10 protein-coding genes, 1 tRNA gene and 1 pseudogene are annotated in these 14,201 nt (G+C 67.7%); 6 read left to right on the top strand and 6 right to left on the bottom strand.

Features of this window, described 5'->3' with window-relative positions:
* The 3 genes from ACSHSS_RS12345 to ACSHSS_RS12335 form a co-directional block, all read left to right on the top strand.
* On the top strand, positions 1-478 hold a 478-nt coding region (locus ACSHSS_RS12345; RefSeq protein WP_445545033.1), incomplete at its 5' end, for a two-component system sensor histidine kinase NtrB.
* 37 nt (positions 479-515) lie between these two features.
* On the top strand, positions 516-2,030 hold the full coding sequence (gene ntrC, locus ACSHSS_RS12340; protein ID WP_217044432.1) for a nitrogen regulation protein NR(I): 1,515 nt from the start codon (positions 516-518) through the stop codon (positions 2,028-2,030).
* An 80-nt stretch (positions 2,031-2,110) separates the two neighbouring features.
* Positions 2,111-4,210: a prolyl oligopeptidase family serine peptidase gene (locus ACSHSS_RS12335; protein WP_445545032.1), complete on the top strand. Its 2,100-nt coding sequence runs from the start codon at positions 2,111-2,113 to the stop codon at positions 4,208-4,210.
* A gap of 45 nt (positions 4,211-4,255) precedes the next feature.
* On the opposite strand, the gene xth is transcribed toward ACSHSS_RS12335, so the two are convergent.
* On the bottom strand, positions 4,256-5,032 hold the full coding sequence (gene xth, locus ACSHSS_RS12330; protein ID WP_012467657.1) for an exodeoxyribonuclease III: 777 nt from the start codon (positions 5,030-5,032) through the stop codon (positions 4,256-4,258).
* Between the two features lie 152 nt (positions 5,033-5,184).
* On the opposite strand from xth, the gene ACSHSS_RS12325 reads away from it, so the two are divergent.
* Positions 5,185-5,261: transfer RNA gene (locus tag ACSHSS_RS12325), tRNA-Met, on the top strand.
* A 107-nt stretch (positions 5,262-5,368) separates the two neighbouring features.
* Here ACSHSS_RS12325 and ACSHSS_RS12320 read toward each other — a convergent pair.
* Complete coding sequence (locus ACSHSS_RS12320) at positions 5,369-6,061, bottom strand: aspartate/glutamate racemase family protein (protein ID WP_445545031.1); 693 nt, start codon at positions 6,059-6,061, stop codon at positions 5,369-5,371.
* A gap of 174 nt (positions 6,062-6,235) precedes the next feature.
* Between ACSHSS_RS12320 and dinB the strand changes: the two genes are divergently transcribed.
* Positions 6,236-7,402, top strand: coding sequence for a DNA polymerase IV (gene dinB / locus ACSHSS_RS12315; protein ID WP_006413943.1), 1,167 nt, complete (start codon positions 6,236-6,238; stop codon positions 7,400-7,402).
* 62 nt (positions 7,403-7,464) lie between these two features.
* Here the strand turns inward: dinB and ACSHSS_RS12310 are convergent, their stop codons facing one another.
* From ACSHSS_RS12310 to fixL, 4 genes are all read right to left on the bottom strand, one after another.
* Positions 7,465-9,552, bottom strand: coding sequence for a M3 family metallopeptidase (locus ACSHSS_RS12310; protein ID WP_445545030.1), 2,088 nt, complete (start codon positions 9,550-9,552; stop codon positions 7,465-7,467).
* Between the two features lie 247 nt (positions 9,553-9,799).
* Positions 9,800-10,657: a bifunctional methylenetetrahydrofolate dehydrogenase/methenyltetrahydrofolate cyclohydrolase FolD gene (folD, locus tag ACSHSS_RS12305; RefSeq protein WP_105840985.1), complete on the bottom strand. Its 858-nt coding sequence runs from the start codon at positions 10,655-10,657 to the stop codon at positions 9,800-9,802.
* 238 nt (positions 10,658-10,895) lie between these two features.
* On the bottom strand, positions 10,896-11,534 hold the full coding sequence (fixJ, locus tag ACSHSS_RS12300) for an oxygen response regulator transcription factor FixJ (protein WP_445545029.1): 639 nt from the start codon (positions 11,532-11,534) through the stop codon (positions 10,896-10,898).
* Positions 11,531-14,047, bottom strand: coding sequence for an oxygen sensor histidine kinase FixL (gene fixL / locus ACSHSS_RS12295; RefSeq protein ID WP_012213070.1), 2,517 nt, complete (start codon positions 14,045-14,047; stop codon positions 11,531-11,533). Before fixL ends, fixJ begins: the two co-directional genes overlap by 4 nt.
* Between fixL and ACSHSS_RS12290 the strand changes: the two are divergent.
* A pseudogene (locus ACSHSS_RS12290) lies at positions 13,967-14,184 on the top strand (hypothetical protein); the annotation flags it as partial. The gene fixL and the pseudogene ACSHSS_RS12290 overlap by 81 nt on opposite strands.
* Between the last annotated feature and the right edge of the window lie 17 nt (positions 14,185-14,201).

Here is a 14,201-nt window from a genome sequence, read left to right as displayed (position 1 = left end):
AGATGTGTATAAGAGACAGGTATGCGAACGCGTGCGCGCCGTGATGCTCGCCGAATTCCCGCGCGGCCTCACGATCGTGCGCGACTACGACGTCAGCGTGCCGGACCTGCGCGGCGACAAGGAGCAGTTGATCCAGGCGCTGCTGAACATCGTGCGCAACGCGGCGCAGGCATTGCGCGAACGGATCGCGCAGGGCGACGCGAAGATCGAGCTGCGCACGCGCGTCGCGCGCAAGGTCACGATCGCGAAGCGGCTGTACCGGCTGGCACTGGACTTGCATGTGATCGACAACGGCCCCGGCATTCCGGACGAGATCCGCGACCGGATCTTCTATCCGCTCGTCTCCGGCCGCGACGACGGCAGCGGCCTCGGCCTGACGCTCGCACAGACGTTCGTGCAGCAGCACGACGGGACGATCGAGGTCGAAAGCCGGCCGGGACGTACCGAATTTCAGATTCTGCTGCCGCTCGACGCATGAGCGGCGACATTGCGATACACCAATATCTGACCGACCTATGAAGCCGATCTGGATAGTAGACGACGATCAATCGATCCGCTGGGTGCTCGAGAAGGCGCTCGCGCGCGACAGCTTCGCGACGAAGAGCTTCGCGAACGTGCGCGACGCGCTCGCCGCGCTCGATCACGAGACGCCGCAGGTGCTGGTATCCGACATCCGGATGCCGGGCGGGTCCGGGCTCGAGCTGCTGCAGGCCGTGCACGAGCGCCTGCCGGGGCTGCCCGTCATCATCATGACTGCGTTCTCCGATCTCGACAGCGCGGTCGCGGCCTTCCAGGGCGGCGCGTTCGAATATCTCGCGAAACCGTTCGACGTCGACAAGGCCGTCGAGCTGATTCGCCGTGCGGTCGAAGAGAGCCTGCGCGGCGGCACGCCGCAGGACGACCGCGTCGCCGAGGCGCCCGAGATGCTCGGCCAGGCGCCCGCGATGCAGGACATGTTTCGCGCGATCGGCCGGCTGTCGCATTCGGCCGCGACCGTGCTGATCACCGGCGAATCGGGCACCGGCAAGGAGCTCGTCGCGCGTGCGCTGCACCGTCATAGCCCGCGTGCGAACGGCCCGTTCATCGCGCTGAACACGGCCGCGATTCCGAAGGATCTGCTCGAATCGGAACTGTTCGGCCACGAGCGCGGCGCGTTCACGGGCGCGCAGACGACGCGGCAGGGCCGCTTCGAGCAGGCCGAGAACGGCACGCTGTTTCTCGACGAAATCGGCGACATGCCGTTCGATCTGCAGACGCGGCTGCTGCGCGTGCTGTCCGACGGGCAGTTCTATCGCGTCGGCGGTCACAGCCCGCTGCGCGCGAACGTGCGCGTGATTGCCGCGACCCATCAGAACCTCGAGGCGCGCGTGCGGCAGGGGCTGTTCCGCGAAGACCTCTATCACCGGCTGAACGTGATCCGGCTGCGGCTGCCGCCGCTGCGCGAGCGCAGCGAGGACATCCCGCTGCTTACGCGCCATTTCCTGCAGAAGAGCGCACGCGATCTCGGCGTCGAGCCGAAGCGCGTGTCGGACGAGGCGCTCGCGTATCTGACCTCGCTGCCGTTTCCCGGCAACGTGCGCCAGCTCGAGAACCTCGCGAACTGGCTGACCGTGATGGCGCCCGCGCAGACGGTCGAAATCAAGGATCTGCCGCCCGATCTCGTCCCGTCGGGCGCGCCGATCGCCGTATCGGCCGGCGACGGTGCGGCCGCGCCCGGCAGCCACGACGCGCCGGCCGCGCCGACGGTCGCCGCCGCGGCGCCGCTGGCATCGATGGCGGGCACGGCTGCGCCGAACGGTGCGCCTGCCGGCTACCCGATGTGGGAGCACGGGCTACGCACCGAAGTCGCGCGATTGCTGCGCGAGAATTCGGCCGGCGTGATGGACGAACTCGCGCGCCGCTTCGAGGCGGCCGTGATTCGCGAGGCGCTCGACTTCACGCGCGGCCGCAAGGTCGAGGCCGCCGAGCGGCTCGGCATCGGCCGCAACACGATCACGCGCAAGATCCAGGAACTGCATCTGGAGCCCTGAGCCTGCATCGCGGCATGCGCGGCGCCGCGCATGCCGCGATCGGACATAATCGCGCTTTGTGTTGCGCGCGCGATTCCGTCATGTCCGATTCCTTCCGCTGGCCCGCCGCGGCCGATCCCTTCCGTTTTCTCGAAGCGCTCGACAGCGCGCGCGCCCGCGCGTGGGTCGACGAACAGAACGCGCGCACGCGCGCCGCGCTGCGCGACGACGACGCGTACCGCGCGCTCGCCGCACGGCTCGCACGCGCGTATCTGCCGCGTGAACGGCCGGTGATTCCGACGCGCTGGCGCGACTGGGCCTACGACCTGTGGCAGGACGATCTGCATCCGAAGGGCCTCTGGCGTCGCGCGCGCTGGGACGACTGGCGTGCGGGCCGCCCCGAATGGGAGACGCTGCTCGACGTCGATGCGCTCGGTGCGGCCGAAGGCGAATCGTGGGTGTTCGAGCAGGACGCGATCCTGTATCCGGACGGCGATCGCGCATTGCTGTCGCTGTCGCCGGGCGGCGCGGATGCGGTCGTCGTCCGCGAATTCGATCTCGTGCTGCGTCGCTTCGTCGACGACGGCTTCACGATCGACGTGCCCGGCCATCACACGATCGGCTGGATCGATCGCGATACGGTGTACGTGAGCTGGGATCGCGGCGAAGCGCATTCGACCGCAGCCGGCTATCCGTACGACGTGCGGCGCTGGGTGCGCGGCACGCCGCTCGCGCAGGCGCCGGTCGTGTTTCGCGGCGAACCGGACGATATCAGCGCCGGTGCGTGGTTCGATCCGATCGACGGTCGTCACGTCGCGTGGCGCAGCGTCGACTTCTTCGACGCGCATACCTACCGGCTGACCGAGGCGGGCGAGTGGGCGCGCTACGACGTGCCGACGCACGTCGAGGTCGGCTTCTGGGAAGGCTGGCTCGTGCTGGAGCCGCGGCTCGACTGGGACTGCGACGGCGTGCGTCACGCGGGCGGGTCGTTGCTCGCGATCCGCGAGCGCGCGTTCCTCGAAGGTTCGCGCGCGTTCACGACGCTGTTCGAGCCGCAGCCGTCGACGTCCGCCTGCACGTGGACGCATACGCGCCACACGCTGATCGCGAGCTGGCTCGACGACGTGCACAACCGCACGCTGCTATGGGAGCCGCGCGAGACGGCCGACGGTACGTGGACCTGGGACGCGCGGCCGCTCGATTGGCCGGGCGACGGGCAGATCGACGTCGAGCCCGTCGAGCCGACGCTGAACGACGAGGTCTACGTCGACGTCGATACCTATCTCGATCCGCCCGAATGCTGGCTCGCCGATCTAGCCGACCGCGCGGCGGATGCCGCGTCGCGGCGCGTGCTGCTCGACCGGCCGCCGGTGCAGTTCGATGCGACCGGGCTCGTCGTGCGTCGCGCGAGTGCACGCTCGCGCGATGGCACGCGCGTGCCGTACACGCTGATCGGCCCGCGCGATGCGCTCGACGGCGCTACGCGCGTCGCGCGGCCGTGCCTGCTGTCCGGCTACGGCGGCTTCGCGCTGCCGAACCTGCCCGGCTACAGCGACGCGCTCGGCATCGGCTGGCTCGAGCGCGGCGGCGTCGCGGCGTTCGCGCACATCCGCGGCGGCGGCGAGTTCGGGCCGCGCTGGCACGTCGACGCACAGCGCGAACATCGGCAACGTTCGTTCGACGATTTCATCGCGGTCGCGGAGGACCTGATCGCGACCGGCGTGACGACGGCCGCGCAGCTCGGCATCGAAGGCGGCAGCAACGGCGGGCTGCTGGTCGCCGCATGCATGGTGCAGCGCCCGGCGCTGTTCGGCGCGGTGCTGTGCCGCGTGCCGCTGCTCGACATGCGCCGCTATCCGAAGCTGCATGCGGGCGCCGCGTGGCTCGACGAATACGGCGACCCGGACGATCCCGACGAAGGGGCGGCGCTCGCCGCGTATTCGCCGTATCACCGCGTGCGCGACGACGTCGCGTATCCGCCGCTGCTGCTGACGACGTCGACGCGCGACGACCGCGTGCATCCGGCGCACGCGCGCAAGATGGCCGCGCGCATGCAGGCGCTCGGTCATCGCAACGTGTGGTACTGGGAGAACACCGACGGCGGCCACGGCAGCGCCGACGATCTCGAGCGCGCCGAATCCGACGCGGCCGAATTCGGCTTTCTGTGGACCCATCTCGGGCCCGCGCCCGCGCGCGGCTGAGCGCACGCGGGGCAGGAGCGGGGCAGAAGCGGCAGGGCGGCGGCGTCAGCCGACGACCGCGACGACCGGCGTATGGTCGGACGGCTGCTCCCACGTGCGCGGCACGCGATCGACTTCGCACGACGTGCAGCTGCCCGCGAGCGCCGGCGACAGCAGGATGTGATCGATGCGCAGCCCGGCGTTGCGGCGGAACGCGAACATCCGGTAGTCCCACCACGTGAAGGTCTTCTCGGGCTGCTCGAAGCGGCGGAACGCATCGACGAAGCCGAGCTCGATCAGCTTCGCGAAGTGCGCGCGCTCCTGCGGCGACACGAGGTTCTCGCCTTCCCATTTCGCCGGATCGTGGACGTCGCGATCTTCGGGCGCGATGTTGTAGTCGCCGAGCAGCGCGAGCTTCGGGTAGCGCTGCATCTCGGTGCGCAGCCACGCATGCAGCGCGTCGAGCCACTGCATCTTGTACAGGAACTTGTCGGAGCCGACGGCCTGCCCGTTCGGGAAGTAGGCGGACACGATCCGCACGCCGTCGATCGTGACGGCGATCACGCGCTGCTGCGTGTCCTCGAAGCCCGGAATGTTTCGCACGACGTCCGATTCGTCGAACGGCAGCGTGTCGCGCGCGAGAATCGCGACGCCGTTGTAGGTTTTCTGGCCGGCGAACCAGCTGCGATAGCCGGCCGCCTCGAGATCGGCGCGCGGAAATTTTTCGTCCGGCAGTTTGAGTTCCTGCAGGCACAGTACGTCGACGGCGCTTTGCGCGAGCCAGTCGAGCACGTGCTGCTTGCGGACGTTGAGCGAGTTGACGTTCCAGGTGGCAATTTTCATGAACGGGGAAGCGCGCGTGCGGATCAATGCAAAGGCCGCCATCTTACCGCGAGCACGGGGCGGGAACGCGCGAAGCGCCGCGATGCATTGAGTACGAATATGACAAAAGTGTTGACGTAAGTGCTTAACCACCCTATAATTTATTTCTCTGACGCGGGGTGGAGCAGTCTGGCAGCTCGTCGGGCTCATAACCCGAAGGTCGTAGGTTCAAATCCTACCCCCGCAACCAAGCACACCAGACGATGTGCAGCGCAAGTGACCGATGCGCGCTTCGTCGACAGGAACCCGGCCCCGTGCCGGGTTTTTTGTTTTGTGCGTCCGCTGCGCGTCGTTGCGTCAGTGCGCGGCCCATTCGACGGCCGCCTTGGCATGCAGTGCCGTCGTGTCGAACACCGGCAGCGGCGAATCGTCGGCGCCGATCAGCAGCGTGATTTCCGTGCAGCCGAGAATCACCGCCTGCGCGCCGCGTTGCGCGAGCGATTCGATGATCCGCGCGTACATGGCGCGTGACTCGCGCGCGACGATGCCGTGGCAGAGCTCGTCGTAGATGATCCGGTGCACGTCGGCGCGCTCGCGTTCGTCAGGTACGAGCACGTCGATGCCGAAGCGCTCGCGCAGCCGTTGCGCGTAGAACGGCAGTTCCATCGTATAGCGCGTGCCGAGCAGCGCGACGCGCTCGACGCCCGCGTCGCGCAGCGCGGCGCCGGTCGGATCGGCGATATGCAGGAACGGCAGCGTGACGGCCGCTTCGATCGCGTCGTGCACGCGATGCATCGTGTTGGTCGTCAGCACGACGAGATCGGCGCCGGCCGCTTCGAGCTGCCGCGCGGCGTCGGCCATCCGTTCGCCGAGCGCAGGCCAGTCGTGCGCGCGCTGTAGCGCCTCGATCTCCGCGAAATCGACGGTGACGAGCACGCTCTTCGCGTTGTGATGACCGCCGTGCAGCGCCTTCGAATGGCGATTGATCAGCCGGTAGTATTCGGCCGACGATTCCCAGCTCATTCCGCCGATCAGTCCGATCGTCTTCATCCGTTGCCCTTTCGTTCGTATGGTCGCCGTCGAGTATAGGGGCCGGTGCGCGTGTGCGGCGGTACGCTTCGCGTAAAGCCGGCCGGTACGGCGCAGTGCGAGGCGGCGGCCCGCGGCAGGGCACCGTACGACGGCGGTCCGCGCCTGCCTCACGCGGCGGTTGAAACGCCCACTGTGTTTTTGTACAGTATCGGCACCGTGAACCCGCCCGCCATTCCGTCTTCCGATCCGCGCGAGCCGCCGCCCGACGGCGACGCACCGCCGCGCGTACGCAAGATCATCCACTGCGATTGCGACTGCTTTTACGCATCGGTCGAGATGCGCGACGATCCGTCGTTGCGCAATCGTCCGCTCGCGGTCGGCGGCCGGCCCGACCAGCGCGGCGTGATCGCGACATGCAATTACGAGGCGCGGCGCTATGGCGTGCACTCGGCGATGTCGTCGGCGCTGGCGATGCGCAAGTGTCCGGATCTGCTGATCCTGCCGAGCGCGATGGACAAGTACCGCACCGCATCGCGGCAGATCATGGCGATCTACCGCGACTACACGGCCGACGTCGAACCGCTGTCGCTCGACGAAGCCTATCTCGACGTGAGCCGCTCCGAGCGCTGTCAGGGCAGCGCGACGCTGATCGCGCGCGAGATCCGGCAGCGCGTGTACGAGACGGTCGGCGTGACGGTGTCGGCCGGCGTCGCGCCGAACAAGTTCATCGCGAAGATCGCCTCCGACTGGAACAAGCCCGACGGCCTGTTCGTCGTGCGGCCGCACGAAGTCGACGCCTTCGTCGCCGCGCTGCCGGTGCGCAAGCTGCACGGCGTCGGCAAGGTCACGGCCACGCGGCTCGACCGGCTCGGAATCCAGACCTGCGCGCAGCTGCGGACCTGGTCGCTGATCGATCTGCATCGCGAGTTCGGCGCATTCGGCCGGCGGCTGTACGAGCTCGCGCGCGGGATCGACGAACGGCCGGTGCAGGCCGATCAGGAGCGCAAGTCGGTCAGCGTCGAGACGACTTACGTGACCGATCTGACCACCCTCGAGCAATGCGCGGACGAGATCCGCCGGCTCGTCGTGCAGCTCGATGCGCGAATCGCCCGCGCAGGTGCCGCGCGTGCGATCCGCAAGCTGTACGTGAAGATCCGCTTCGCGGATTTTCAGCGCACGACGGTCGAATGCGTGGCCGACGCCACGAATGCCGATACGGCCGTCGCGCTGCTCGCGAAAGGGCTGCTGCGGCGCGCGCAGGCGGTGCGGCTGCTCGGCGTCGGCGTGCGCATCGACGAAAACACGCCCGAGCGCCACGGGCAGTTCTCGCTGTTCGACGACGACTCGCGCGCGCAATGAGCGCGCAATGAAAAAGGCACCGCCGAAGCGGTGCGTGTGCGGCGGCGACGCGGCGCAGCCCGTCAGTGCGCGGGCGCGGCCATCCCGTTATGACGCAGCAGCGCGTCGATCTTCGGCTCGCGGCCGCGGAATGCCTTGAACGAATCCATCGCCGGGCGGCTGCCGCCGACCTCGAGGATTTCGCGGCGATAGCGCGTGCCGGTTGCCGCATCGAGCACGCTGCCGTTCGCGGCGGCCGCTTCCTCGAACGCTGCATAGGCGTCGGCGGACAGCACTTCGGCCCACTTGTAGCTGTAGTAACCGGCCGCGTAGCCACCCGCGAAGATGTGGCTGAACGTGTTCGGCCAGCGCGAGAACGGCGCCTGCGGGATCACGTGATAGCGCTCGTTGATGTCGCGCGCAAAGTCGTTCACGGCGAGCGCGCCGGCCGGATCGAAATCGACGTGCAGCAGCATGTCGAACATCGAGAACACGATCTGGCGCAGCGTGCCGAGCCCGCTCTGGAAGTTCTTCGCGGCGATCATCTTGTCGAACAGCGCGCGCGGCAGCGACGCGCCCGTATCGACGTGCGACGACATCGACGACAGCACGTCCCATTCCCAGCAGAAGTTCTCCATGAACTGCGACGGCAGCTCGACCGCATCCCATTCGACGCCGTTGATGCCGGACACGCCGAGCTCGTCGACGCGCGTGAGCATGTGATGCAGCCCGTGGCCGAACTCGTGGAACAGCGTGATCACTTCGTCGTGCGTGAAGCAGGCGGGCTTGCCGCCGACTGGTGCGGAGAAGTTGCAGGTCAGATACGCGACGGGAGTCTGCACGCCGTCGCAGCGCTTCGCGCGCGAACGCGCGTCGTCCATCCACGCGCCGCCGCGCTTGCCTTCGCGTGCGTACAGATCGAGATAGAACTGCGCGACGAGCGAGCCGTCGCGGTTTTCGACGCGGAAAAAGCGCACGTCCTGGTGCCAGACCGGCGCATCGTCCGGCTTGATCTGCACGCCGAACAGCGTCTCGGTCACGGTGAACAGACCCTTCAGCACGGCCGGTTCCGGGAAGTACTGCTTGACCTCGTTTTCCGAGAACGCATAGCGCTGCTGGCGCAGCTTCTCGGCCGCGTACGCGACGTCCCACGGCGCGAGTTCGCCGAGGCCGAGTTCCTTCGCGGCGAACGCACGCAGCTCGTCCCAGTCCTTTTCCGCGTGCGGACGCGCGCGCGTCGCGAGATCCTCGAGGAACGCGATCACCTGCTGCGGCGACTCGGCCATCTTCGGCGCAAGCGACACTTCGGCGAAGTTGCGGTAGCCGAGCATCTGCGCTTCTTCGCGGCGCAGCTTCAGTTCGTCGGCGACGATCGCGGTGTTGTCCCACTCGGCCTTGCCGCCGCCGTACTGCGGGCCGAGCTCCGAGGCGCGCGTCGCATACGCGCGGTACAGCGTCTCGCGCATCGCGCGGTTGTCCGCGTACTGCAGCACCGGGAAATACGACGGGAAGTGCAGCGTGAATTTCCAGCCTTCCTTGCCGTCCTTCTGCGCCGCTTCGCGCGCGGCTTCGATCGCGTCGCCCGGCAGGCCGGCCAGTTCGGCTTCGTCGTGCGCGAAGTATGCATACGCGTTCGTCGCGTCGAGCACGTGATCGGAGAACGCCTTCGCGAGCGCGGCCTGCTGCTCCTGCAGTTCCGCGAAACGCGGCTTCTGGTCTTCGGGCAGCTCGGCGCCCGACAGGCGGAAGTCGCGCAGTGCGTTGTCGAGGATCTTCTTGCGCTCGGCAGAAAGCGTCGCATATTCGGCGCCGGCCGCGATCGCCTTGTACTTGTCGTAGAGCGCGAGATTCTGGCCGACGCTCGACCAGAACTCGGTCACGCGCGGCAGGTTTTCGCCGTACGCGGCGCGCAGCTCGGGCGTATCGGCGACCGCGTTCAGATGGCCGACGATGCCCCATGCGCGGCCGAGCGGCTCGGTCGCGCGCTCGACCGTTTCGACGACGTCGGCCCAGGTGGCGGGCGTGGCCGGCGCGCTCGCGGTTTCGACCGCGCGATTGGCGGCATCGAGCAGTGCGTCGAGCGCGGGCGTCACGTGTTCGGGGCGAATCTCGCCGAAGCGGGGCAGGCCGGAGAAATCGAGGAGCGGATTGGTTTGGGCGCTGTCGGACATAAGACTCCCTGTCTGTTGCCGGATGAACCGGGATGAAAACGGTGAGGCGCGAGGCGCGCCGATACCGACATTATTGGGGCGCGTCGCGCGCTTTCCAATCGTTAGTTTCTAATGGCGCGATTGAGGCAGGGTCGGATGCGCGGCGCGCACGCGATGCGCGGGGCGCGCGGCGAGCCGCGAGCGGCGCGGGGCCGCCGAGCGGCGGCCGGCAGGAAGCCGGCGCGCGCACGCGCCGGCGGGCATGGGGTCAGGCGGCCGCGGCGGCGCGCTCGGCCGATTCGAGCGTGTTGATCAGCAGCATCGTGATCGTCATCGGGCCGACGCCGCCCGGCACCGGCGTGATGTAGCCGGCGACTTCCTTCACGCCCGCGAAATCGACGTCGCCGCACAGCTTGCCCGCGTCGTCGCGGTTCATCCCGACGTCGATCACGGTCGCGCCCGGCTTCACCATGTCGGCGGTCAGGATGTTGCGCTTGCCGACTGCGGCGACGATGATGTCGGCCTGCCGCGTATGCGCGGCGAGGTCGCGCGTCTTGCTGTGGCAGATCGTCACGGTCGCGCCCGCTTCGAGCAGCAGCATCGCCATCGGCTTGCCGACGATGTTCGAGCGGCCGATCACGACCGCGTTCGCGCCCTGCAGCGCAATGCCGTGCGCGGCGAACATCATCATCACGCCGTACGGCGTGCACGGGCGGAACAGCGGCTTGCCCGTCATCAGTGCGCCGGCGTTGGCGACGTGAAAGCCGTCGACGTCCTTCTCGGGCGCGATCGCCTCGATCACCTTGTGGCTGTCGATATGCGCGGGCAGCGGCAGTTGCACGAGGATCCCGTGAATCTTCGGATCGCGGTTCAGTTCGTCGATGCGCGCGAGCAGGTCGGCCTCGGACAGCGTCGCCGGGTACGTGTCCTTCTGCGAGAAGAAGCCGTTGTCCTCGCACGCCTTGATCTTGTTGCGCACGTAGACTTCGCTCGCCGGGTTGTCGCCGACGAGGATCACCGCGAGGCCGGGCTGGTGGCCGCGGGCGGTCAGGGCGGCGGCGCGTTCGGCGGCCTGCGCGCGCAAGGTCTTCGAGAGGGCGTTGCCGTCGATGAGGAGGGCTGTCATGGTGGTGGGTTCTGCCGGGAAGTTGGAATGCGGGCGTGCGGCGTCGGGAAACGCCGCAGCAAAGCACGCAATTATACCGTTCGCCTGTCGCGGTCCGACAGCGAATGCGCGGAATGCGTCATGATCGGCGCGCACGGGCGCCGCAAGCAACGCCGCCCCGAGCGAGAGGGCCGTATCGCTCGGGGCGGAAGGGGAGCGGGCGCACCGGGCCGCGCGGCCCGGCGTGCGCGTCGCGCGCTCAGGCGGGCTTCTTCGACAGCGCGAGGCGCAGCAGGTCGGCCACCGTGTTGACGTTGAGCTTTTCCATGATGTTCGCGCGGTGCGCTTCGACCGTCTTGATGCTGATCCCGAGATCGTCGGCGATCTGCTTGTTCAGGCGGCCGGCAATGATGCGTTCGAGCACCTGCTGCTCGCGCGCCGTCAGCTTCGACAGGCGCTCGCTCGCGGCGCGCTGTTCCTGCACGCTCTTGCTTTCGCTTCGGGCCTTGTCGAGCATCCGCTCGACGAGCCTGCGCAGTTCCGCTTCGTCGAACGGTTTCTCGATAAAGTCCATCGCACCCTTTTTCATCGTCGACACGGCCATCGGTACGTCGCCGTGACCGGTGACGAAGATGATCGGCAGCGCGGCATTGTCGGCGATCAGACGCTCCTGCAGTTCGAGGCCGCTCATGCCCGACATCCGCACGTCGAGGATCAGGCACGCGATCTGGCCGGCCTGCTGCGCGGGCTGATACGCGTCGAGAAACTGCTCCGCGCTCGAGAAGCATTGCACGCGATAGCCGTTCGCCTCCAGCAGCCAGCGCAGCGAGTCCCGCACGGCCTCGTCGTCGTCGACGACAAAGACGGTTTCCTGGGTGGTGGTGACAGGACTATTCATAGTTCTCCCGTAACGGTATGTGATGCCGATGTCTCGGACCCCCCTTGGCCGAGATCAGCGGGTTCCCCAATGGGCAGGCTGCAGTGGAACGTCGCGCCGGAAATGCGGCCGTCCGGCTCGACGTTGTTGACCACCCACAGGCGCCCCCGATGCGATTCGATGATCGAACGGCAGATGTTCAGCCCCATGCCCATGCCGTCGGACTTGGTGCTGTAAAACGGTTCGAACAGGCGCTCGGCCGTCGCTTCGTCGACGCCGGGCCCCTGATCGATCACGCGAATGTCGACGAAGCCGGCGTCGATGTCGGCGACGACGCGAATCACGCCGTCGGCCGACGGCGGCTTCACGTCGGCCATCGCTTCGGCCGCGTTCTTCATCAGGTTCACGAGCACTTGCTCGATCAGCACGGGGTCGACATAAATAATAGGCATTCTTGCGAGGATTTCGGTGACGATCCGAATCCTGCGCTTCCTGGCCTCGATTTCGGCGAGCCCGACCGCATCGGCGACGATGTCCGCGACGCGCGCCGGCTGGCGCTTCGGCTCGCTGCGCTTCACGAATTCGCGGATCCGCTTGACGATCATGCCCGCGCGCAGCGCCTGCTGGGCGGTCTTTTCGAGCGCCGGCTGCAGCATCTCGGGCGTGCCGCGGCCGCTCTTCACGAGCGCGAGCGTGCCCGAGCAGTAGTTGTTGATCGCCGCGAGCGGCTGGTTCAGTTCGTGCGCGATCGACGACGCCATTTCGCCCATCGTCATCAGCCGGCTCGTGAACTGCAGCTTTTCTTCCTGCTGATGCGCGAGTTCCTGCGCCTTCTTGCGGGTCGTGATGTCGGTCGCGATCTGCATCTGCGCGAGGTGGCCGTCGACCCACTGGATGTACTGGCGGCGCACCTCGAACCATTTCTGGATGCTTTCGACGTACACCTCCTGCGCGTCGGCGGCGGTGTTCGTCAGCGCGGTGGCCGGCAGGCCCGCGAACGCATCGACCATGTCGATCGAATCGGACGACGCCTGCGCGCGGTCGAAGCCGCCGCCCGACAGCTCGAGATGGCCGTCCGGACGGATCCCGAACAGGTGACGGTAGTAGCGGTTCGCGAACAGCAGCTCGGCTTCGTCGGCCGCGAGCACCGACACTGCGGCGTCGAGGCTTTCGAGCACCGTCGTGAAGCGCTCGTGCGCGGCCGCGAGCTCCTCGCGCGCGCGCTTCGGCTCGGTGATGTCGGTCATCGACGACATCCAGCCGGTCTGGCGCCCCGAGCTGTCGATCAGCGGCGACACGTAGAGCCGCGCGTGGAACAGCGTGCCGTTCTTGCGCCGCACGCGCAGCTCGAAGCCCGAGCTCGGCGCCTTGCCGCGCAGCGTCATGTCGAGCTGGCGCTGCATTTCGGGATACGCGTCGCGCGGCCAGTACGGGAACGGCGCGACCTTGCCGACCAGATCGCTTTCGTCCCAGCCCGTCATGCGGCAGAACGCGGGATTCACGTGCGTGATGCGGCCGTGCATGTCGAGCACGCGCATGCCGATCAGCACCGAGTTTTCCATTGCACGGCGGAAGAACGCTTCCGCGTAGAGCGCCTGCTGCGCCTCGAAGCGCTGGCGCGTGTGCTTCCACAGGCTCCAGAGGCTCCACAGCACGAAACACGACAGGCCGGCGACGAGCCACACGAGCGTGTTGTTGGTCAGGTTCGTGAGCTGCGGGAACGCGTAGACGCGCACCGTGAGCCCCTGGCCGGGCGGATCGAGCGGCAGGTCGTAGTGCGAGTCGCGCGGCAGGCGCGGGCGCGTCGACGTCGACGAGAGTTCGCGGTTGTTCGCGTCGGTGATCGAGATCTTGTACTTCGACGACAGTTCCTGCGGGATGTCGTGCTTCAGGATGCCCTCGACCGAGAACACCGCGGCGAGCGAGCCGAGATAGTCGCGGTCGCCGCGCATCACGGGCGTCTGCAGCGTGATGTAGCCGTTGCCGAAGTCGTCGTAGATCAGCGGCGAATACGCCTGGCGGCGCGAGCTGCGCGCTTCGTCGTAGGCACCGCGCACCGCGTCCTGCAGCTGCGCGTCGCCGGGCTTCGCGAGCCGCTGGCCGAGCAGCGGCGGATGCACGGTCGGCCAGCGCTGCACGCCGGGCGCCGTATACCAGTTCAGATAGAGGATTTCCGGATGCGTCTGCATGACGTCCGCGACGGCCATCTGGAATGCGTTCTGGTCGAGGCGGCCCGACGCGAGGTCGCGCGACAGCGCCTGCAGCTGTTCCTGCGCACCTGTCATCGACAGCCGGATCTGCTGCTGCGCCCACGCGACGTTACGGAACAGCGTGTCTTCCTGCTGCTGCTGTTCCCGGCGGTTGAGGCTCCATAGAATGAGGCTCATCACCACGAGGAACACGAGGATCGACAGCAGCGGCGTCAGCAAATAGGAATTGGACCACCACGGTCCGTGGTGCCAACGGGACGGCTGCGACTCCGCCGGCGGGCCCGACGGTCGCGCCGAGCGTGCGAAAAGCCGATCGGTCAACATGGCAGGATTGTAGCGCAGCGCAATACATGGAAAACCTATACCCGATATGTTGAGCCGAAACGGATTTATGCGGCTGGCGCGGGCCGCAGCGCCCCGCGGCATGGGTGCAGCGCAGCAATATTCCGCATTACGAGAAAAGATCTCATAATTCGAA

The sequence above is a fragment of the Burkholderia sp. BC1 genome, assembly GCF_052683555.1.
Note: the sequence above shows the minus strand (reverse complement) of the source record. Positions and strands in the feature narration are given on the sequence as shown.